20 protein-coding genes are annotated in these 19823 nt (G+C 58.5%); 11 read left to right on the top strand and 9 right to left on the bottom strand.

Annotated elements, in window-relative coordinates; translation table 11 throughout:
- Positions 1-39: 39 nt before the first annotated feature.
- Both ACQ4N7_RS15225 and ACQ4N7_RS15220 read right to left on the bottom strand, forming a co-directional pair.
- Positions 40-915: a phosphate/phosphite/phosphonate ABC transporter substrate-binding protein gene (locus ACQ4N7_RS15225; RefSeq protein WP_430712357.1), complete on the bottom strand. Its 876-nt coding sequence runs from the start codon at positions 913-915 to the stop codon at positions 40-42.
- Positions 916-1142: 227 nt separating this feature from the next.
- On the bottom strand, positions 1143-1724 hold the full coding sequence (locus ACQ4N7_RS15220) for a thioredoxin family protein (protein ID WP_430712356.1): 582 nt from the start codon (positions 1722-1724) through the stop codon (positions 1143-1145).
- Positions 1725-1792: 68 nt separating this feature from the next.
- Between ACQ4N7_RS15220 and ACQ4N7_RS15215 the strand changes: the two genes are divergently transcribed.
- The 5 genes from ACQ4N7_RS15215 (at position 1793) to ACQ4N7_RS15195 (ending at position 6847) form a co-directional block, all read left to right on the top strand.
- Positions 1793-2260, top strand: coding sequence for a protein tyrosine phosphatase family protein (locus ACQ4N7_RS15215; RefSeq protein WP_430712355.1), 468 nt, complete (start codon positions 1793-1795; stop codon positions 2258-2260).
- 331 nt (positions 2261-2591) lie between these two features.
- Positions 2592-3686 (top strand): bifunctional transcriptional activator/DNA repair enzyme AdaA, encoded by a 1095-nt coding sequence (locus ACQ4N7_RS15210; protein ID WP_430712354.1) that lies wholly within the window; start codon positions 2592-2594, stop codon positions 3684-3686.
- Positions 3687-3779: 93 nt separating this feature from the next.
- On the top strand, positions 3780-4691 hold the full coding sequence (locus ACQ4N7_RS15205; RefSeq protein ID WP_430712353.1) for a DMT family transporter: 912 nt from the start codon (positions 3780-3782) through the stop codon (positions 4689-4691).
- 68 nt (positions 4692-4759) lie between these two features.
- The gene (locus ACQ4N7_RS15200; RefSeq protein ID WP_430712352.1) at positions 4760-5470 is read left to right on the top strand and encodes a J domain-containing protein; all 711 of its coding nucleotides are present in this window, start codon (positions 4760-4762) and stop codon (positions 5468-5470) included.
- Between the two features lie 396 nt (positions 5471-5866).
- Entirely contained in the window at positions 5867-6847 is a 981-nt protein-coding gene (locus ACQ4N7_RS15195) for an RluA family pseudouridine synthase (protein ID WP_430712351.1), read from the top strand.
- A gap of 164 nt (positions 6848-7011) precedes the next feature.
- Here the strand turns inward: ACQ4N7_RS15195 and ACQ4N7_RS15190 are convergent, their stop codons facing one another.
- Both ACQ4N7_RS15190 and ACQ4N7_RS15185 read right to left on the bottom strand, forming a co-directional pair.
- A complete protein-coding gene (locus ACQ4N7_RS15190; RefSeq protein ID WP_430712350.1) occupies positions 7012-7422 on the bottom strand; it encodes a GNAT family N-acetyltransferase in 411 nt (136 codons plus the stop codon).
- A 169-nt stretch (positions 7423-7591) separates the two neighbouring features.
- Positions 7592-7726 (bottom strand): hypothetical protein, encoded by a 135-nt coding sequence (locus tag ACQ4N7_RS15185; protein WP_430712349.1) that lies wholly within the window; start codon positions 7724-7726, stop codon positions 7592-7594.
- 24 nt (positions 7727-7750) lie between these two features.
- On the opposite strand from ACQ4N7_RS15185, the gene ACQ4N7_RS15180 reads away from it, so the two are divergent.
- A complete protein-coding gene (locus tag ACQ4N7_RS15180; RefSeq protein ID WP_430712348.1) occupies positions 7751-8182 on the top strand; it encodes a pentapeptide repeat-containing protein in 432 nt (143 codons plus the stop codon).
- On the opposite strand, the gene ACQ4N7_RS15175 is transcribed toward ACQ4N7_RS15180, so the two are convergent.
- Both ACQ4N7_RS15175 and ACQ4N7_RS15170 read right to left on the bottom strand, forming a co-directional pair.
- Positions 8163-9032 (bottom strand): sulfurtransferase, encoded by an 870-nt coding sequence (locus tag ACQ4N7_RS15175; protein ID WP_430712347.1) that lies wholly within the window; start codon positions 9030-9032, stop codon positions 8163-8165. The two genes, ACQ4N7_RS15180 and ACQ4N7_RS15175, sit on opposite strands and share 20 nt — an antisense overlap.
- 19 nt (positions 9033-9051) lie before the next feature.
- Entirely contained in the window at positions 9052-9498 is a 447-nt protein-coding gene (locus ACQ4N7_RS15170; protein ID WP_430712346.1) for a DUF6220 domain-containing protein, read from the bottom strand.
- 133 nt (positions 9499-9631) lie between these two features.
- On the opposite strand from ACQ4N7_RS15170, the gene ACQ4N7_RS15165 reads away from it, so the two are divergent.
- Positions 9632-10306 carry a helix-turn-helix transcriptional regulator gene (locus ACQ4N7_RS15165; RefSeq protein ID WP_430712345.1) on the top strand — a complete coding sequence of 225 codons (675 nt, stop codon included), beginning with the start codon at positions 9632-9634 and terminating at the stop codon, positions 10304-10306.
- 116 nt (positions 10307-10422) lie between these two features.
- Here ACQ4N7_RS15165 and ACQ4N7_RS15160 read toward each other — a convergent pair whose 3' ends face one another.
- The 3 genes from ACQ4N7_RS15160 to ACQ4N7_RS15150 all read right to left on the bottom strand — a co-directional run bounded on the left by ACQ4N7_RS15160 (position 10423) and on the right by ACQ4N7_RS15150 (position 14636).
- On the bottom strand, positions 10423-11040 hold the full coding sequence (locus ACQ4N7_RS15160) for a hypothetical protein (protein ID WP_430712344.1): 618 nt from the start codon (positions 11038-11040) through the stop codon (positions 10423-10425).
- Between the two features lie 56 nt (positions 11041-11096).
- Complete coding sequence (locus tag ACQ4N7_RS15155; RefSeq protein WP_430712343.1) at positions 11097-13271, bottom strand: family 10 glycosylhydrolase; 2175 nt, start codon at positions 13269-13271, stop codon at positions 11097-11099.
- A 147-nt stretch (positions 13272-13418) separates the two neighbouring features.
- Positions 13419-14636, bottom strand: coding sequence for a PAS domain-containing sensor histidine kinase (locus ACQ4N7_RS15150; protein ID WP_430712342.1), 1218 nt, complete (start codon positions 14634-14636; stop codon positions 13419-13421).
- A 431-nt stretch (positions 14637-15067) separates the two neighbouring features.
- On the opposite strand from ACQ4N7_RS15150, the gene ACQ4N7_RS15145 reads away from it, so the two are divergent.
- The 4 genes from ACQ4N7_RS15145 to ACQ4N7_RS15130 all read left to right on the top strand — a co-directional run bounded on the left by ACQ4N7_RS15145 (position 15068) and on the right by ACQ4N7_RS15130 (position 19550).
- A complete protein-coding gene (locus ACQ4N7_RS15145) occupies positions 15068-15850 on the top strand; it encodes a response regulator (RefSeq protein WP_430712341.1) in 783 nt (260 codons plus the stop codon).
- A gap of 306 nt (positions 15851-16156) precedes the next feature.
- A complete protein-coding gene (locus ACQ4N7_RS15140) occupies positions 16157-17731 on the top strand; it encodes an ABC transporter substrate-binding protein (RefSeq protein ID WP_430712340.1) in 1575 nt (524 codons plus the stop codon).
- Between the two features lie 95 nt (positions 17732-17826).
- Entirely contained in the window at positions 17827-18669 is an 843-nt protein-coding gene (gene ntrB, locus ACQ4N7_RS15135; RefSeq protein WP_430712339.1) for a nitrate ABC transporter permease, read from the top strand.
- Positions 18666-19550, top strand: a complete 885-nt coding sequence (locus ACQ4N7_RS15130; protein WP_430712338.1) for an ABC transporter ATP-binding protein — start codon at positions 18666-18668, stop codon at positions 19548-19550. The genes ntrB and ACQ4N7_RS15130 overlap by 4 nt, the downstream gene beginning before the upstream one ends.
- Positions 19551-19823 lie beyond the last annotated feature (273 nt).

The raw sequence follows: 19823 nt of genomic DNA, 5'->3' as shown, positions 1-19823 counted from the left end.
ACAGGCTTGATTCTAGCCTACCGATTGTTCCCTCGCGGCTCATTCGATCGTTAGCACCGCTGGCTGCTCCTTGACGCGAGCTTCCAGGGGGCGCACTTTTTCGACCAGGGCAATCAGCTGGCTCAGGTCGGGCGGCGTGGCGTTGGGAATGTAGCCCGCATCCGCCGTCAGGGCCGAGGGTGCGTTCTGCATGGCCTGCTCGATGTACTGCTGCTGATTACGATCGACCTGGGGGCTGATCAAAACCGCTCCGGGCGGGACGGCGCGACTGGCATGCAAAATGCGAAACGCCCCATCCTCAAAGCCCCGGCGGTACTGCTGAAAGTCGTCCTCTGACAGGGCTCCCGCCGCCACCCGGCCATCGGCCACCCACTCCAGCGCCGTGGCCGGAGTGGAGGCAAACTCAATTTTCTCCAGGGTGAGGCCGTAGAGGTCGTAGAGGGGCAGGTAGTAGCCCGTGGCCGACCCCGCCTCGCCCAGGGCGATCGCCTCATTGGCCAAATCACCCAGGGTTTGAAAGGGGCTGTCGTCGCGCACCACCAGCACCGACTTCTGGTTGGGGGTGCCCAGGGTGGGGAAAATGGGCAGGTAGTTGGCTTCGGCGATCGCGATCGCGGCCAGCCCTGAGGGGGCAAACACCAGCGACCAGTTAGCGGCCCGCACCTGCTCCACGGCGCGAATTTCGTTGAACACCGGCTCTAGCTCGACCACCGCCTTGAGCTGTTCAGCCAGGTAAGTTTGAAAGCGCTCGTATTTCTCCAGCGAGCTAGCGCCGTCGTCGTAGCTCACCAGCCCAATGGTCAGCCGCATGGGCTGCTCAGATCCGGTGCCATCGCCGCAGCCAATCGCCTGGAGCAGCAGCCCCGCGAGCAGGCCCACCAGACAGAGTTTGAAAAAACGGCGCAATTGGCTCATAATCCCCATCAGGTGGTTGAGCTAGAGTTCTCTGCGGCTCAGCTGGCTGAGACCGAGTCGCAGGGGCAATCAAAGGTTGCACAATCCCCACCGATCGCTTCGACTCCGCTCAGCGATCGGTGGGGGTTGCCTAGCGATCGAGTAGATACCTGCACCAGTGATTGCAGCTTAGAACGACGAGTTTCAGAATTCAGCGATTCTTCGCATTCTGTGACGTTTTGGCGACATTAGCCAAAATAATCTGGCTCATTACCCGGTGCCCACTTAATGTTGCAGCCAATGCTGGGTTTCTGGTGGCCGGGCATCGCCTCGGCGGCTAGCACCGCATCAAGGGCCGCACGCAGGTCTTGGCCGGTCACAGGCACATCGTTACCGGGTCGGCTGTCGTCGAGCTGACCCCGGTAGGCGAGGGTTTTGGCCTGGTCAAAGACAAAGAAATCGGGGGTGCAGGCGGCGGTGTAGGCTTTGGCCACCTCCTGAGTCTCATCAAAGCAGTAGGGAAAAGTAAAGCCCACCGACTCCGCCTGGGCCTTGAGGTGCTCAGGGCCATCCTGGGGGTGGGTTTGCACGCTGTTAGAGCTGATGGCGACAATGCCTACGCCCTTGGGGCCGTAGTCTTTGCCCATGCGGGCTAGCTCCTGCTCCACATGCTTCACAAACGGGCAGTGGCGGCAGATAAACATCACCAGCAGGGCCGGAGCATCGGCGAAGGTGCCCAGATTAATCGTTGCGCCACTGACCACATCGGTCAGTTCAAAGTGGGGGGCAGCGGTGCCCAGGGGTAGCATGGTAGATTCCACCATAGCCATGGGTTGAGTCTCCAGGGTGAAGGTTTATCGTGTCTCTATCGTACTGAATCGCATTGGGGAATCTGGCTATGACCGCCGCCGAGCTGACCACCATTCGCAACTACCTGGCCCTTTCGCCTACCCTGGCGACCGCGGGGCAGCCCACGGCTGAGCAGTTTGAGGCCCTGGCCCAGGCGGACTATACAGTGGTGATTAACCTGGCCCTCTCGACTTCCGACCATGCGATCCCTAACGAGGCGGAGCTGGTTAAGAGTTTGGGGATGACGCACTTCCATATTCCAGTGGTGTGGGAAGCGCCAACCCCGACCGATTTGGAGATTTTCTTTAAGGTAATGGAGCGCAACCGCGACTACAAAACCCTGGTTCACTGCGCTCTGAACATGCGGGTTTCTGCCTTTGTCTACCTGTACCGGGTGCTGCGTTTGGGGGTAGAGGAACCCGTGGCCCGCACTGACCTGCACCGCATCTGGCAGCCCAACCCCACCTGGCAAGCCTTCATCGACGAAATGCTGGCTCAGCAGGCAAAGGAAGACTAATATCCATTGTCCATGTCGCTGATACCCTCCCCCACGGTAAACACAGCTATAGCCGTTCCCTTCGACTCCGCTCCCTTCGACTCCGCTCAGGGAACGGCGATTGATCGAAAGAGATGGCTATTCTTGAAGCCAATCCGCCTTGAGAAACCTCGCTTCCAAGCGAATGGCTTCCAGAGGAGCACAGGCATGGCCAAGCCACAGGCTTTAGGGTGTCTGTCTAGCTCAGCTGGGGTTAGCCAAGGGAGATTCAATCTAAATAAGCCATCGCTTTTTCGGTGGACGGCAGCGGCGCAAGTTGACCACAATAGCCCTATGAATTGGGGCATTACCCATGCAAATGACCTTGAGCTTTGTTCCCTCCCAAACCGAAATGGAGGCCGCCTTTTATAGCAAAGACGGCAGCTACGATGGCCTGTTTTTTGTGGCGGTACGCACTACGGGCATTTTTTGTCGGCCCTCGTGCTCGTCGTGCCCCAAGCGCGAAAACATTGAATTTTTTCTGTCGCTGCGGGAGGCGGTGCTGGCCGGGTATCGCCCCTGCAAGCGCTGCCGCCCCGAAGCCAGCCGGTTGCAGCCGCCCGACTGGGTAAACCAGCTGATGGAGCGGGTTGAGGCCCAGGCTGGGCAGAAGCTCTCGGCCCAGGACTGGCAGGAGTTGGGGGTCACCCCAGAGCGGGCGCGGCGGTGGTTTAAAGACCACTACGGCATGACCTTTGCCGACTGGTGCCGATCGCGGCGGCTGGCCGGGGCCTTTACCCAAATTCGCGAGGGCGAATCGCTGGATGACGTGGTGTTTGCCCACGGCTACGACTCCTACAGCGGCTTTCGAGAGGCCTTTACCAAAACCTTTGGGGTGCCGCCGGGCCAGGCTGAGTCTCAGCGCTACATCGCAGTCGAGCTAATTGAAACGCCGCTGGGGCTGATGGTGGCTGGGGCAGTAGACGAAGGGCTGTGCCTGCTGGAATACTGCGATGGTCAAGGCCCGGCCCTGAAGGGCCATCGCCGCAGTCTGGAGCGCCACTACACCACCCTGCGTCAGCGATTCGACAGCGCAGTACTGCCGGTCGGCCATCCCCATCTGGATATGCTGAGAACCGAGCTGGGGGAGTATTTTGGGGGCGATCGCACCGCTTTTACCCTACCCCTTGCCCTCCAGGGCACCCCGTTTCAAGTCATGGTTTGGGAAGAACTGCAGCGCATTCCCCACGGTGAGACCATTGCCTACGACGAGCTGGCCCGCCGCATTGGCCAACCGACGGCGATGCGGGCGGTGGCGCGGGCCAACGGCACCAACCGGATCAGCATTGTGGTGCCCTGCCACCGGGTGATTGGCAAAGACGGCTCGCTGACCGGCTATGGTGGGGGACTGTGGCGCAAACGGCTGCTGCTGGAGATGGAGCGGACGGGGCAGCTGCCGGGAAGGTAGGGACAATTTTGGATTTTAGATTTTGGACTTGTAGTGAGCTGGTCGAACCGTTGGCGGTTTGGGCCGCATTGTTGACAGGAAAGAGGCAGCGGCATGAAACGGTGGCAGGCGGTGGTGGAGTTTGTTTTGCTGGCCGCCGTCTGGGGCGGCTCGTTTTTGTTTATGCGGGTGGCGGCTCCGGAGTTTGGCCCGGTGTGGCTGATTGAGCTGCGGCTGGTGCTGGCCAGTGCGGTGCTGGTGCCTTTGCTGATGCGGCAGGGAAAATGGCAGGTTGGGCTGGCCCTCTGGCGACCTCTGCTGGTGGTGGGGGTGCTCAACTCGGCGCTGCCCTTTGTGCTGCTGGCCTTCGCCACCCTGACCCTACCGGCAGGGTTGACCTCGATTTTGAATGCTACCGCGCCGCTGTTTGGCACAGCGATCGCTCTGGTCTGGCTGCGGGAGCGCTACTCAGTGGCGCAGTTTGCGGGTTTAGCAACTGGGTTTGTGGGGGTAGTGGTACTGCTGGGCTGGCAACCGGCGATGGATGCCAGCGGCTATGGACTGGCGATGGTGGCCGGGCTGGGGGCGGCCTGCTGCTATGCGATCGCGGCTCCCTACGTACGCCGTCATCTGGCTGAGGTGCCGTCGCTGGTGATTGCGGCTGGCAGCCTGGCGGGGGCCGCGCTGGTGCTGCTGCCGCTGCTGCCGTTCACAACTCCTGAGGCTATGCCCTCGACCCAGAGTATGGCGGCGGTCGTGGCCCTGGCCCTGCTGTCTACGGCCCTGGCCTACCTGCTGTACTTTCGGCTGATTGCTCACCTGGGCTCGACCCGAGCGCTGACGGTGGGCTACCTGATTCCGCTGTTTGCCATGGTGTGGGGGGCGCTGTGGCTGGGCGAAACGGTCACCGCCTCGATGGGGCTGGGCTGCGGGCTGGTGCTGCTGGGTACCGCGATCGCTAATCGCCCTCTTCCACCCCAATCCGCTCCCCCTGTCCTGCCTTCCAAATCCAATAACCTCCGCTAACCCCTCACCTCCCCATCTCCTGAACGCCGCCCCTCCCCTCTACCGCCGGTCTCTTCTACAATGGCCCTATGGCAAAAGAGACCCACTACCAAACCCTCGACGTTAACGAGACGGCAACCCAGGCAGAGATTAAGCGCGCCTACCGTCGGTTGGCGAAGCAGTATCACCCCGACAGCCAGAGCGATCAGGCGTCGCACGATCGCATTGCCCGTATCAATACCGCCTACGAGGTGATTGGTGACCCATCGCGGCGCACGGTCTACGACCAGCAGCGCCAGGGGGTGGCGACGGTGGATCCGGTGACGAGTGCTGCCAATCGGGCCAAGCGCACGGCTGATGCGCAGGAGGTGTATCGCTACGCGCGGGAGGCTACGCAGTCGTCTGAGGCGCGAGAAGATGCCTGGCTGAAGCTGGTGTACGGCCCGGTAGATAGACTGGTGGGCAAGATTATGTCGCCGCTAAGGGCAGAGATTCGCAAGCTCTCGGCTGACCCCTTCGACGATGAGCTGATGGAGGGGTTCATGGCGTATTTAGAGCAGGGGCGCACGTGGCTGGGGCAGGCTCAGGGCAAGTTTAACTCGATGGCGAACCCGGCGAGTACGGCAGGGGTAGCGGCTGATTTGTACCACTGTCTGGGGCTGCTGGAGGATGGGCTGGATGAGCTGGAGCGGTTTACGATGAGCTATGAGGAGAGCTATATCCATACCGGAACGGAGCTGTTTCGGCGGGTGAAGCAGATTCGGGCGGAGGCGAAGGAGCGGGTGAAGCGATTGGTGTAGGGGCAAACGGTTGTTTGCCCTAATCAGTTTTTGCGACGCACCATTAGCCTTATGTTGGACATGGGTTGTTTGCTGTAGGGGCAAACGGTCGTCTGCCCTACTAGGTTTTGGTGATTCACAGTCTTTCAGATAACGTTGAGTGGAAGCTATCGGTGAAACGCCAAGCCTACCGCTGGGGCCATTTCGCTGGCCCCAGACCCCCATCGAGAAGGACGTTCCGCCGTCCTTCACCTCACGGAAAGGATGGGTCGATGGGCCAGTTTAAACCTCTGTTCTGCAAAGTGACCTGTTGGCAACTGCGATCGCTCTTAACCATCTCGTAGGGTGCATTCGCGAAGCAATGCACCATCCCCTCCGCAATGCACCATTTAAGGCATTCTCCACGATGGAACAAGAATGAACCAAGGATGGGTTTACCGCGATCGCATCACCCCCGCCGAAGCGAATCTTTCGGTACTGGACTTTTACACAAATCGCTACCGCCACTCCAGTCGCGAAGAATGGCGCGATCGCATCCTCTCCAGCCAGATCCGCCAGAATGGGTATTCTGTCGCCCCAGACGATCGCCTTCAGCCGGGGCAAACGCTGACCTACCACCGCCCACCGTGGCAAGAGCCGGAAGTGCCGCTGGCGTTTGAGGTGCTGTATGAGGATGAGGATTTGGTGGCGATCGCTAAGCCTGCGGGTTTGCCGGTGCTGCCGGGGAGCAACTTTCTGACTCACACGCTGCTGCACCAGCTCAAGCTGTGCTACCCAGAGAATCCGCCGATTCCGGTGCATCGGCTGGGGCGGGGTACGTCGGGGGTGATGATTTTGGGTAGGTCGACTCTGGCGCGATCGGTGCTGAGTCGGCAGCTGCGCGAGTCCACCGCTACCGCCGCCGATCCCCAGGCTCCGCACCCCATTCGCAAGACCTACCGGGCGCTGGTGGGGGCTAGCGACTTGCCCGATGTGTTTACGCTGACGACGGCGATCGGCAAAGTCGATCATCCGGTGTTGGGCTATGTGTATGCTGCTAGCCCAAACGGTTTGCCCGCCTATAGCGAAGGGAAAGTTATACAACGCACTGCCGACTCCACCCTGGTAGAGGTCACCATTCGCACCGGGCGACCCCACCAAATTCGCATTCACCTGGCCGCAGCGGGTTATCCGCTGCTGGGCGATCCACTCTACGGCCCAGGGGGCATACCGCTACCCGTCGCACCCGATGAGGATGGCCGAATTCCCGTCCCCGGCGACATTGGCTACCATCTGCACGCCTACCGACTAGAGCTGCCCCACCCCCAGACTCAGGAGTCTTTGCAAATTGTCTGTCCTGCTCCCCCTGCCTTGCAGGCTCCTGAACCAGAGTCTGAAGTTATAGATAACTCTGCCTAGTACCCCTGCGCAGAGTTCAAAATGCAAAGTTCAAAATGAAAATGATTAGTGCGTCAGCTCATGTATGGGCAAACGTCGTTTGCCCATACATGAGCTGCCTGTACTCGATAGCATAGCCACCCATCCACCCACCTACTCATCCACCCGCCTACCCATCCACTCCCCTACTCTCCACAAGGCCGCACCATCAACGTCTGCTGCGCCTGCGTAAAGCCATATTTTTCATAAAACGGCTGCATCTCGGGTGTGCAGAACAGCTGAATGCACTCCACCTGAGCTAGCTGCGGGTGGGTGGTCACATGCTCGATCAGCTTGGTCCCCAAGCCTTGCCCGCGATAGTCTGCCGCCACAATTACGTCGAAGACAATCGCCCGGTAGACCCAGTCGGTCAGCACGCGGCAAAAGGCCGCCAGTCGCTGCGATTCCTCATCCCAAAGGCCAAAGAGCAGGTCGCTGTTGTGCAGCAGCGTGGGCACATCGGCCAGGGCGCGTTCCTTGCTCCACCATTCTTGCAAGTACATTTGATGCAGCTGCTCAACCTGGTTGGGGTTGAGCTTGTGAATGAGGGTGAGCATAGGAAAATTGCGATTCTTTACGGTACGGATATCCTGCCCCAATGGCCCAAAGAAAGGGCTACGATCGAGGAGTAGCACAGGCGCAAGACCTATCTTACTGCTGATGGCAGGGGCCAGTGTGGCCGATATAGTTTGAGTGTAGATGCGTCGTCCATCCTGCTTGCCTACCTTATTGCCCAATGGCGAGGCACACGTGAGACTCAGGGGCAAGACCTAGGGGCGATCGCAGCGAACTACTGACGCCAGCCAGGCCAAAGAGCGATCGCCCCAGGAGCGAGCCTTTGAACCTTGTGCTGGCACCCATTATCCACATCCGGAGGACACCTCCATGAAACTCTCTCTACTAGCTGGAGCCGCAGCCGCTATTCCTGTAGCTTTTGCTATGCCTGTACAGGCCGAAAACCCGGCTCACGTGCAGCAGCTGCTCGAAACCAATCTCTGTCAGGGGTGTGACCTGTCAGGCGCAGATTTGACCCAGGCCCACCTGATTGGGGCCGACCTGCGCGACGCCGATTTGCAGGGGGCCACCCTGGTTGAAGCCAACCTAGAAGGGGCCGATCTCAGCCGTGCCGACCTCACCGGGGCCGACCTGACTAGCGCTTTTCTGACTAATGCCCTGCTCCAAGATGCGACTCTTGACGAAGCCAATCTGACCGATGCTTCTGTCTACTTTGCTGAAGTCAACGGAGCCTCGTTTCTCGACGCTAATTTAACCGGGGCAGACATTGTAGGCACCCCTATCAGCGTGGGTGGCGACTAGCAGGTCTAGGCTTGGCTCTAGTCTCGACAGGAGTATGGGGCAGACGCCCCCACTCGTTCCATGAGCCATCGTAGTTGCGAACGTTGGGGTAGCCCAGCAGGTAGGTCAAAACAAACCACACACAGGCCGATCGCCCCCCGATCGCGCAGTAGGGAAACACCTCGCGATCGGGCGTAATGCTTCGCTGCTCAAACAGCGCCTGTAGTTTTTCGACTGGCTTAAAGGTGCCATCGTCGTTGAGCATCAGCGTATGCTCTAGATGAATGGCTCCAGGGATATGCCCTGCCCGCTCTGCATCTTTGGGCGGCTTCATTAAGAATAGTCGTCCCTGATATTCAGGCAGGGTGCGAACATCTAACAAGACCTGGTTAGGGTTTGCGATCGCCGCCTCAACCTCTGCTAAAAGCACTCGAAAACTGGCGTCGAAAGACTTGGCAGAATACTGCGTGGGCGCAACCATTGTCAGCGCATTTGCCACCGGGCGGTCCTCAGCCATCCAGCGCTGGTAGCCGCCATTGAGTACTTTGACCTGCCGGTGGCCAACGGCCTGAAGCAACCAAAAAATCCAGGCCCCTGTACCAGGATCACTGCCGTAGGCCACCACAGTTGTCTCAGGGCCGATGCCCATCTGCGATAGCCAATTATTCACGGCATCGGGGTCAGTGTTGAGGCGCAGATCGGGCCGCAGCAGATCAGTAATTGGATTCAAAAAGACCGCGCCTGGAATATGGGATTTCTCGTAAGGTTCAGGGCTCATATCCACTTCTAAAATCCGCAGGTTGGGATCGTGAAGATGGTCTTCAAGCCATTGAGTATCGACTAGAACATCGGGATTTGCGTAGCGGTTCACAGCAATTTCCTCAGTAAAGTTAAGCCTTATGGGCAGCGGATTGAGGCGACAGCATGTGCTTTACCCGATGCACTAGCGTGGCCGATATTGAAAATAGCGAAAACCCAATTAATGGGTGAAAAATAGCCAGGGGCAGCGGCATGTGAACGGTTGCAAACTGTAGCCCCAGTAGCACAGTCAGGCTAATGGCCAAGGCTCTTATGCGCTGAGAAAACGGCAGCCAGCAGGCCCAAACCAGCAGAATGAGCGACAGCCCACCGTAGCCCCGCACCAGCCAAACATGAAGGTTCCACCAGGCGGGGTCATAAAAATAGGCCAGGCCAACGCTCAGCAGCTGCGCTACTAAACAGAGATTGAAAAGTATGGCGACGGCATAAAAACCAAGCACCGCTGATCGAGCTACAGGCGGTGTTTCACTAAGTAGCTGATCTGCACTAGAGTCAGGAGAATTTGCAATAGAGGTCATCACGAGCAGCACAATAGAGATAGATTGGTAGGGAACAAACCACGCTTCATTCCCCAGCTGTTCTTCACAATAAAGAGGTTGCGCTCGGAGCAATAGACCTCGATCGGGTACACTTTGCCAGGGGGTTATACCTATGGACATCTCTAGCCAACCTGGTTCGCTCCAGGCGCTGTTTAGTGCGATCGCCCAAACCCAAACCGAGGCCGACCTCAGGCAGCGAATCATGGCGCAGCTGGGCGACTACTTCGCGGCCCGCCGCTGGAGCCTAAATTTTGCCAGCGAGTTTCCCACCGTCGATCAAAATTCGCCCAGGCTAATGCGCCTGGCCCTATCGCTAGACTACAACCCGGTGTTGCGCTATCTGGTGCAGCGCCATGCCGCTGTGCACGATGAGGTGGTGCTGCCGCCGGGAGTATGGCCAACCCTGTGCCCCCGCGCCGACCACGGCCACGTCATGGCAGGGCCAATCGTCAGTGAGGGGCAGCTGGTAGGCGGCATCGCCTTCACCCGCCACCGCGACGATGGTGCCTTTAATGCTGACAATCTGGCCGACCTGGGGGCGCTGTGTCTGCACCTATCGACCAAGCTGGCGGCACTGCGGGCCAAGCCCGAGTCGGGGTTAGACCACAGCCGCCTCACCCCCCGCGAAGCCGAAATTGTTGAACTCGTCGCCCAAGGACTCACCAACAAAGAAATCGGAGCCGCCCTCTGGATTACCGAAAACTCCGTCAAGCAGGCGCTAAAACGCATCTTTCGCAAGCTCAACGTGTCGTCACGAGCCGAAATGGTAGCAAAACTCGCTGCTTAAACCTGTAGGTTGGGTAGCGCGTTAGCAAAACCCAACAAAACAAAATTTGGTGTTGGGTTTCACTTCGTTTCACCCAACCTACAGAAGACTCAAACGGCTGTAGCTATGATATACAACTAATAATTTTTTGCATCTCTTAAAACCTCTTGAGAGTTAAATCTCACCAAATTGTAGTCTTCAGGGGAGATTGGCTCTATAAGTTCTCTGGATTCTCTCGGAGATCCATACAATCCCAGAAAATATGTCGTGAAAAAATCACGAAAATCTCTGCCCATCAAGATTGATCCATCGTCAAAGCTATCTAAGCTAACACACCAGATATCGCAACTTTTGTCAAGCTCCAAATAAGACTCTAAGTCGAATAAGTAAATTCTTGCGCTAGGGTCTGTTCCAAAAACGAGCGGAGTGCCTGCCATTAAAATGTTGATGAGGGATTTCAGGCTTTCCTCTAATTGGCTCAGGTCATGCGTTGGAAGAAAATCTTCTTCAAGCTCTAATCTGAATGGGTAAAGATGCATTTCAGACAAATCTGCATTTGGGCAAAAGAGTTGCATTCCTGAAGCAGGTATTAGTGATGAACCAAACGTTTTGCAAAAGTTTTTGTATTGAAGTGGTAGCATCCCTGCTTGAAGTTCAAAGTTTCTTAGCTCCCTTTCAGTTAAAACCTCAGGTGCATGAGATTCTAAGGTGGAAATTTGAAACTGGCTCAGCAGATTACTCCAAAACTCACACATTCTAGAACCCCGATTTATAATTTCTGCTGCTTGGTATTAGTTTATGGTTCAAAGGATTAGGGCTGAGTTCTCTCCCCATACGTCAACAACTGCTCGATCGCAGCCAGCCGATGCTGCCACGATCGCAGTCGGTAGCGGCTGTTGGCCGTGTCGATCAGCACTCCCTGATTCAGCGGCTCCTGCACTCTAGCGAGTCCGGCCTTGACATTGGCCAGGTGGCGGCGCGACGGCTCTTGAGTCAGGGTCTCAAACTCGGTGCCCAGCGCGTTGACCGTCTCAATCCAGGGGTCCAACTTGCCGCCCTCCATCCACAGACGGTCTTGGGTGAGTAGCCAGCTCCACTCGCGCTGAAGCGCCTCGTAGCGGCTAAAGGCCATAGCGTAGGGCGTGGTGGGGCCGGGCTGGCTGCCGTTGCCGACCGGGGCCTGGGTCTGGGCCAGCACCGCATTCAGCTCAGCATTCAGGTCGGCGGTGGCAAACAGAGCATAGCCGGGAGTGGGCAGGTCGCGGCTGGCCTGCATCTGGTCGATAGTGGCAGCATTCGACAGGTTGAGCAGGCGAATGCCGGGAATGACCAGGGTAGAGCCAAACGATTCATTCACCAGCCACGGGGAGACAATGCGCTCAAAGCGGCTGGTATCGCCTGCGTAGCTCATCAGCACAATCCAGTCGAGGTAGTGGGCCCGCGCCCAGGTGCCCCAGTCTTGCTGAATGCGCTGGAGGCGTTCGTGCTCAGGGTTGGCAAATACCGCTGCCGAGATGATAAGGCCAGGGCGCTGCCGCCGCAGGGTACTGGAAATGCTCTCTACAAACGAGGTTACCTGCTGGGTTCGAAACTCAGTCCAGCGCTGCCACAGCACCTGCTGCTGAATCTCCTGATTGCGATCGAGGCCGCTGGCGCGGGGGTTCAGGGTCAGCGGGTCAACCCCGCTGGTGCTCTGAAACCGCCAGCGGGCCACGTCGCCGTAGCCGTAGGTGCGGTTGGCCCCAGGGTCTTGGAAGGGGTAGCGAATGTAGTCGAGCTGCAGGCCATCGACCTCGTACTGGGTGACGATTTCGGTCATCAGCCGGGTCAGGTAGCTGCGTACCTCGGGGTTGGCGGGGTCGAGAAAGGGCTTGTCTTGCCCACGAGGAATGCGGTTGCCGCTGTTGTCATAGCCCGCCCAGGTCGGGTGCTGGGAGATAACCGGGCCGGGGTAGTCGGCGGGCTGGTTGAGCAGGCGGTTGTGGCGCTGGTTGCCCGCCGCAAACACCCACACCCAGGCGTGCAGGGTCATGCCGCGCTGGTGGGCTAGCTCCACAGCGGCAGCCAGCGGATCCCAACCGCGAGTGAGGGGGTTTTGCTCGGGGGCCACCTGGCTGGGGTAGATGGTGTAGCCTGCGTTCACGGTTTCAAAGAAGACGGTATTGATGCCAGCGGCAGCCAGTTTGTCGAAGATGGCGCTCAGCCCCTGGGGCGACTTGGCCTGCACAATGGTGCCGCGATCGAGCCACACGGCCCGAATTTCGCCCTGATCGATGGGGCGATCGGTGGCAAAGTTGTCCCACAGGGCGGTGCGGGTAGCCAGCCAGCGATCGCGCAACTCACTGTGCTTACCCGCCGCCAGCAGCGCGTCCCACTCGTTTAAGAGCTGCTGAGCGTCTTCCAAGGCGGGGTGCAGGTAGGTGCCTTCGGTGAGCTTGGCCTGATTGGCGGCGCTCAGCGCGGGCGGCTGCGCGGGCAGCGTCAGCGCCGTCGGCGCATTTAAAGAACTGGCCATGATCAGGGCGCTCTCAAAGCGACCAATCAGGTTTCTAAGCTCCTGCTGCATGGCCAAAAACACCACCGGGCTGGGGGGGCGTCCGGTGGGCGACAGCTCGATTACGGCTGGGGCAATCTGCTCGGCGGGGTCACCTCCAGCGGTGGCCTCCCCGGCAGCATCCTCCGGGGCGACGGGCGGCAGCACCCGGAGCCGCTGGGAGGGCGGCAGCGGCGGTATAGCAGGGACATGCTCAGGCCGCCGACCAGGCCGAGCCCGATGGTTGGAGGCTGGAGGTGCAGCATTTTCGGTCGCGTCAGCTGGGGTAGCAGCTTCAGGCGGCGCTTCAACGTCCAGCACTTCGACAGCAGGCGGCTCAACGGCAGGGGGCTCGACCTGAGCATAGGCCAAGACGCTGGGCATCCCCCAACTGCCAACGAACCCAGCGATGGCCATCAATAAAAAGCCTGGCTGCATCACGCGCTGCGTCACAATGTCATCTCTCCATCACACGGCGCTAATTGTGGCACAGGCTAGCCGCTCTGGCGTTGACCCTAGGGACGATCGCTACACAGCAGCAAATAGCGGATCCAAAATCCACTAGGCTTCAGGCGCTGAACCACCCCTTCAGTAAACCCATTACGCAGGCAGACTAACCGTAAACGTGGTGCCCGCCCCCACCCGGCTGGTGACTTTGATGGTGCCCTGCTGTAGCTGCACAAACTGCTTCACAATGCTCAGTCCCAGCCCCGTGCCCGGTATGTTGCTGACATTCTGGCCCCGGTGAAAGGGCTCAAACAGCTGCCTGCGATCGCCCACAGGAATGCCAATGCCCTCATCCTGCACCCTAAGGATGGCCTGCCCTCGCTGCTTAGCCAGCTTGAGCCAGATTGGATTTGAGTCGGGGGTGTAGCGAATCGCGTTCGACAGCAGGTTGCTAAGGATCGATCGCAGCAGCCGCTCATCCAGGCAGGCCAGCACCTGGCGGCTGCGGCTAACAAACTGAATCGGGGCCTGGGGGCGGCGGTAGTCACCCTCGGCCAGCAGCTCCTGACAAAAGACCACCAGATCCAGCGGTTTGGGGTTGACCTCCAGCACCTTGGCCTCAATTTTGCCAATCACTAGAATGTCATCGATCATCTGGGTCATGCGCTCGACGTTGGCGTTGATGGTGAGCAGGTAGTCGGTTTTTTCGTCGGGGCGCAGCTGGGTGTCGTAGCGGTTGAGCGACGACACCGTCAGGGCGATATTGTTGAGCGGGTTGCGAAACTCGTGGCAGACCATCGAGACAAAGCGCGATCGCATGTCGCTGAGCTGCCGCAGCTGCTGGTTCGCCGCCTGCAGCTCGGCGGTGCGTTCCTGCACCTTTTGCTCTAGCTCCTCGTTGGCCCGCTGCAAAATCTGCTCGGCCCAGCGCCGCTGGGTAATGTCGCGAAAGGTCACCACCGTGCCAATCAGCCGCCCGTCCTCGTCGCGCATGGGCGTGCTGATGTACTCTACCGGAAAGCTGGTGCCGTCTTTGCGCCAAAACACCTCGTCGGTCACATGCCGCACGCTGCCGTCCTGAAACGCCGCATAGATTGGGCAGGCCTCCCGCTGATAGGGGCGACCATCGGCCAGAGAGTGGTGCATGACCGCGTGCATCGATCGCCCAATCAACTCCTCGGTCGACCAGCCAATCATATCGGCGGCGGCGGGGTTCACAAAGGTGACGTTGCCGTCGAGGTCGAGCCCGTAGATGCCCTCACCCACCGCATTGAGAATGAGCTGGTGCTGACGGCGCAGGTGCTCTAGCTCCTGCCCCAGGGGGGCGGCGGCGGCAGCCTGTCGAGGGGGCAGCCAGTAGGTTTGGGTCATCTTGATGCTAATCCGGGCATAATTGGGTGCGCTCAGCGCCTCAGTCACGGCGGCATTGAACTATCGTTCTGGGCCTTATTTTGTCCTCAGCCAAAGCAGAATGTATCGATCTATACAACAGCTTGACTACTTAAGGTTTACTAAAGGATTGTAGAGATGCGATCGCTTTCAAATAGTAACCGCCTGGTGCAACATTCTGACTCAATCTCCAACCCAATATCTCGATTTCTGGCACCACTTCGACGATGAAAACGCCGCCTCCTATGACTATAGATTTGAGTTGAGGCAGCACATATTCGCAGGCTGAGGGCTGTCTTTTAGAAAGCTGTAGCAGTTCCGTATTTACATATTTTTAGTGGGTAGCTAGATTTTGAAATTAGGTTCTGAGTCAGGCCAATTCAACAGCCGCTGGTCTATGGATTGACAGTATTGTGAAGACCATTCTCATCATTGAAGATGAAGCTCAAACCCGCAGTATTTTTCTCAAATGTTTAGAATTTGAAGGGTTTCGTGCGGTGGGCGCTGGCGACGGCACCAGCGGGGTAGCGATGGCCCAGCAGCACAGCCCCGACCTGGTGGTGTGCGACATCATGATGCCCGATATGGATGGCTATTCGGTACTGTCTACCCTCCGCAAGTCACGACAGACCGCCCTCATTCCGCTGATCTTTCTGACTGCCAAAGTCACCATGGCCGACCTGCGCCGGGGCATGGAACTTGGGGCCGACGACTATTTGACCAAACCCTGCACCGTTGAGCAGTTTTTGGCCGCCATCAACAGCCGTCTACAGCGCCAGGCCGAAATTTTGGAGCTTTACAGCACTGCGCCTGCACAGTCGGAACAGCTAGCCGCAGAGTCTCTTCACCCCATTTTCCCGGCTGACCCCAAATTGGCCAGCGTTTTCGACTTTATTGAAGCCCATTACCACCGGCCCATCAGCCTCAACGACGTGGCCCAGCAGGTCGGCTACTCTCCCGCTTACCTCACCAACCTGGTGCAGTCGCACACCGGGCGTACCATCAAACAGTGGATTATTGAGCGTCGCATAGCCCAGGCCAAAACCCTGCTGACTACCACCGACCAGTCGGTGCGACACATTGCTGAGACTACGGGCTACAGCGATGCAAGTTATTTTACTCGACAGTTTCGTCAGTTTCACGGTGTTTCTCCCCAGGCTTGGAGGCAACAATCTGTAGCTGAAACAACAAATTAGCACTTGATTTCGGATTTAAAAATTAACTCCAAAAGAAAGTCCTACGATGTCCCAAAAATGATCCAATGTAATTTGGATCTGAGCTTGGTAAATTTACTGAGTAGCTTGGGTAAGCTAGCCTTCACAGTCTAGGTGATCGATCTAGATGGTTAAGGAACCGAGCAGTCTCTACACTTTGTTAGGTCGAGCGCTCAGGTAGGTTAGGGAAAGGTTTTTGTCGCGTTCAACTATCCATTTATGGTCATTTCAGCAGTAGCAAAGTCGCTAAGCGACTGGGGCAGTTTGAGTTGCACATCACCCTCCCTGATGTTGCCGGGGCAACCCTGTAGAACCTGCGGTATTGTGCATTTCACAGGGGACCACTCGCAGTTTATGGCCACCATGCCCCAGGACCCAGTCGATATGGTCGACGACCTGGTCAAGATGGGGATCTACAAGCAAAACCAGCTGCGCGCCGCCGACACCGTCAACGCCTACGAGCTGCGCAAGGCGCTGTTTTTAAAGCGGGTGGGCCGCAACGATCCCCAGCGCGAGAAACTGATTCTGGCGCTCTGTCAGCAGGCGGGCGGCCTGGAGAACGCCTTTGCGGCGGCCTTTGGCCCCCAGGCGGGTCTGTTTTTTGCCGACTCGGTGCGCAACAGCGGCGCGACCCGGCGCGAGTTTCTCAAGAATATGGCGGTGGGGGCGGCTCTGGTCACCCTGGCCAGCTGCGCGGGCGGCAGCGATGAACCCGCAGCGGAAGAGTCCGAGACGGCCCCCATTGATACCAGCAACCTGGAGAAGACCGACATTCAGGTGGGCTTTATTCCCATTACCTGCGCCACGCCAATCATTATGTCGGAGCCGCTGGGCTTCTACGAAAAGTATGGCTTTAATGCCTCGGTGGTGAAGATGCCGAGCTGGGGGGCGGTGCGCGACTCTGCGATCGCAGGCGAACTCGACGCCTACCACATGCTGGCCCCTATGCCGATCGCCATGACCCTGGGCCTGGGTTCTGCCGCCTTTGGCGTCAAGCTGGCCAGCATTGAAAACATCAATGGCCAGGCCATTACCGTAGCTGAGCGCCACAAGGGCAACGTCAACGGTCCCAAAGACTTTAAGGGCTTTGTGATTGGGGTGCCCTTCCCCTACTCGATGCACAACCTGCTGCTGCGCTACTACCTGGCTTCCGGCGGCCTCGACCCCGACGTCGATGTGCAGATTCGCCCCGTGCCCCCGCCGGACAGCATCGCCCAGCTGATTGCAGGAGATATTGACGCTATGCTGATGCCCGACCCGTTTAACCAGCGGGCCGTCTTTGAGGGGGCTGGCTACATTCATATGCTCACCAAAGACCTGTGGGATGGCCACCCCTGCTGCGCCTTCGCCGCCAGCGACGAGTGGATCACCGCCAACCCCAACGCCTTCCGATCGCTGAATAAGGCCATTATCGAAGCCGCCGCCTACGCCCAAGACCCCGCCAACCGGCCCGAAATTGCCGCCGCTATTTCCGATCGCGCCTTCCTTAACCAGCCCCCCGAGGTGGTTGAAGCCGTGCTCACCGGCAACTTTGACGATGGCCAGGGCAATACCCTATCGGTACCCGATCGCATCGGCTTTGACCCCTACCCCTGGCAGAGCTTCGCCAAGTGGATCTCCGCACAGCTGGTGCGCTGGGATCTGATGGGCGAAGGCAACACCCCTGAAACCGTTAGCAACAGCGACATTGACCAGGTTGGCGAGGAGGTCTTTTTGACCGACCTGGCCCGCGAGCTAGCCCTGGAGCTGGGCCAGCAGCCCCCCTTTGAGACCGATCGCACCGAAACGCTGGCCTTCGACACCTTTGACCCCACTGCTTCGGCAGACTATGTCAAAGGTCAGGTTGAGCAATTTGGTAAATAGGCCCCGTGCAGCCCAGGCGGCCTCTGCCCTTACTTGAGCGGCCGCCCGGATCTGCCACATTCGCAATCGGCGCAGTTTTTAGGAGGTATCGAATCATGGCGGCGAGTCATAGCACGCCCGGACTACTGGTAGCAGAGCGACAGGCCACTCCGATCTGGCACAACGAAAACGTCAGAGCGTTTGCGCTGTTTATGCTTTCTTTGGGCCTATTTCTGCTGTTTTGGGAAATTGGGGCCAAGGCGGGCTGGTTTGTCAAGGGGGTACCCACCGCCACCGAGACAATCAAAGAGTTTTGGTGGTGGGTGACCAACCCCTTTTTCGACAACGGCCCCAACGACCTGGGCATCGGCTGGAATTTGCTAATCAGCCTGCGGCGGGTGGCGATTGGCTACATTGCCGCTTCGCTGGTGGCCGTGCCCCTGGGCATTTTGATCGGCATTTCGCCCGTGCTCTACAAGGCGTTTAACCCCTACGTGCAGCTGCTCAAGCCTATCTCGCCGCTGGCCTGGCTGCCCCTGGGGCTGTACCTGCTGCGCGATTCTGAGAAGACCGGCATTTTCATTATTTTTATTTCCAGCATCTGGCCAACGCTGATCAACACCACCTTTGGGGTGGCCAACGTCAACCAGGATTACCTGGACGTGTCTAAAACCCTGGGGGCCTCGCGCCTGCGCACGATCTGGAAGGTGATTATTCCGGCGGCGCTGCCGAACATTGTCTCCGGCCTGCGGATCAGCATGGGGATTGCCTGGCTGGTGATTGTGGCGGCGGAGATGCTGTTGGGCACTGGCCTGGGCTACTTCATCTGGAACGAGTGGAACAACCTGTCGATTCCGAATATTTTGGTAGCCATTTTCATTATTGGTTTGACGGGGCTGCTGCTGGATAGCCTGTTTGCCGCCCTGGAGAAATTTGTTGCATTTGGTCGAAACTCATGAGTACTGCTCCCATAAATACTGCTGCGCCCGCTGGGGCGCGATCGCAGACAGCCCAGCTATCCATTCGCAATGTGGCTAAGGTCTTCCCCGGCAAAAAAGACCTGTTTAGCAAGCTGAGCGGCAAAACCCGCCGCGACTTCATCGCCATTCAGGACATCAATCTAGATATTGAGCCCAACACCTTTGTGTCGATCATCGGCCCCTCGGGCTGCGGCAAATCGACCCTGCTCAATATGATCGCGGGCCTCAGCCCGATCACAAGCGGCGAGATTTTGCTCAACGGCGCGCCAATCACCGGGCCGGGGCCAGACCGGGGCATGGTCTTTCAGAACTACGCCCTGATGCCCTGGATGACGGTGGAAGAAAACCTGCGGTTTGCCGTGGAAACGGTGGACCCCAAGATTTCGGCCAAGAAGCGCGATCGCATCATCAAAGAGCACATTCAGCTGGTGGGGTTAACCGGGGCCGAGCGCAAGCACCCCCACGAACTCTCCGGCGGCATGCGCCAGCGGGTCGGCATCGCCCGGGCGCTAGCCATCAACCCCCAAATGCTGCTAATGGATGAGCCTTTTGGTGCCCTCGACGCCCTCACTCGCGGCTTTTTGCAGGATGAGATCGAGCGCATCTGGGAACAGCAGCGCAAGACCGTGATCATGATTACCCACAGCATCGAAGAAGCCCTGCTGCTCAGCGATCGCATCATCATGATGACCCGTGGCCCCGCCGCCCGCATCGACGAAATTTTGGAGGTGCCCTTCCCCCGGCCCCGCAACCGCGAAACTATCGAGCAGCACCCCGCCTACCATGCCCTCAAAGCCGAGATGGAGAGCCACCTGTTTCGCGAGACCCGCGCCGTGGAGGCCGAGCGCGTGGGTGGATGAGTAGAGGGGTGGATGAGTGGATGGGTAGGCGGGTCAGGTGGTTAGGTGAGTAAGCCTTGGACAACCCGTAGGGTGGGTTAGGCGGCCACTAAACCCTGGCTCCACCCCTCTATCTCCGCTCCGCCGTAACCCACCGCCCGCTGTGGCAACATGCTGGAGAACCCTGCTAGGCACCTTCTCTTCCTCAGAAAGAGAAAAGCCGGAAATCCCCATAGGGTAGGCACTGCCCACCACCCCGCTCTAGGGATACACAATCCCATTCGGCCCGGTTCC

This window comes from Nodosilinea sp. AN01ver1 (assembly GCF_050565655.1).
Taxonomy (GTDB): domain Bacteria; phylum Cyanobacteriota; class Cyanobacteriia; order Phormidesmidales; family Phormidesmidaceae; genus Nodosilinea.
The sequence above is the reverse complement of the archived record's forward strand: the minus strand, read 5'-3'. Positions and strand labels throughout refer to the sequence as shown.

Excerpts from the sequence above, each read along its gene's own strand:
- ACQ4N7_RS15225 (WP_430712357.1), bottom strand. The coding sequence starts at position 915 with ATGAGCCAATTGCGCCGTTTTTTCAAACTCTGTCTGGTGGGCCTGCTC.
- ACQ4N7_RS15220 (WP_430712356.1), bottom strand. The coding sequence starts at position 1,724 with ATGGCTATGGTGGAATCTACCATGCTACCCCTGGGCACCGCTGCCCCC.
- ACQ4N7_RS15215 (WP_430712355.1), top strand. The coding sequence starts at position 1,793 with ATGACCGCCGCCGAGCTGACCACCATTCGCAACTACCTGGCCCTTTCG.
- ACQ4N7_RS15210 (WP_430712354.1), top strand. The coding sequence starts at position 2,592 with ATGCAAATGACCTTGAGCTTTGTTCCCTCCCAAACCGAAATGGAGGCC.
- ACQ4N7_RS15205 (WP_430712353.1), top strand. The coding sequence starts at position 3,780 with ATGAAACGGTGGCAGGCGGTGGTGGAGTTTGTTTTGCTGGCCGCCGTC.
- ACQ4N7_RS15200 (WP_430712352.1), top strand. The coding sequence starts at position 4,760 with ATGGCAAAAGAGACCCACTACCAAACCCTCGACGTTAACGAGACGGCA.
- ACQ4N7_RS15195 (WP_430712351.1), top strand. The coding sequence starts at position 5,867 with ATGAACCAAGGATGGGTTTACCGCGATCGCATCACCCCCGCCGAAGCG.
- ACQ4N7_RS15190 (WP_430712350.1), bottom strand. The coding sequence starts at position 7,422 with ATGCTCACCCTCATTCACAAGCTCAACCCCAACCAGGTTGAGCAGCTG.
- ACQ4N7_RS15185 (WP_430712349.1), bottom strand. The coding sequence starts at position 7,726 with ATGGGTGCCAGCACAAGGTTCAAAGGCTCGCTCCTGGGGCGATCGCTC.
- ACQ4N7_RS15180 (WP_430712348.1), top strand. The coding sequence starts at position 7,751 with ATGAAACTCTCTCTACTAGCTGGAGCCGCAGCCGCTATTCCTGTAGCT.
- ACQ4N7_RS15170 (WP_430712346.1), bottom strand. The coding sequence starts at position 9,498 with ATGACCTCTATTGCAAATTCTCCTGACTCTAGTGCAGATCAGCTACTT.
- ACQ4N7_RS15165 (WP_430712345.1), top strand. The coding sequence starts at position 9,632 with ATGGACATCTCTAGCCAACCTGGTTCGCTCCAGGCGCTGTTTAGTGCG.
- ACQ4N7_RS15160 (WP_430712344.1), bottom strand. The coding sequence starts at position 11,040 with ATGTGTGAGTTTTGGAGTAATCTGCTGAGCCAGTTTCAAATTTCCACC.
- ACQ4N7_RS15150 (WP_430712342.1), bottom strand. The coding sequence starts at position 14,636 with ATGACCCAAACCTACTGGCTGCCCCCTCGACAGGCTGCCGCCGCCGCC.
- ACQ4N7_RS15140 (WP_430712340.1), top strand. The coding sequence starts at position 16,157 with ATGTTGCCGGGGCAACCCTGTAGAACCTGCGGTATTGTGCATTTCACA.
- ntrB (WP_430712339.1), top strand. The coding sequence starts at position 17,827 with ATGGCGGCGAGTCATAGCACGCCCGGACTACTGGTAGCAGAGCGACAG.
- ACQ4N7_RS15130 (WP_430712338.1), top strand. The coding sequence starts at position 18,666 with ATGAGTACTGCTCCCATAAATACTGCTGCGCCCGCTGGGGCGCGATCG.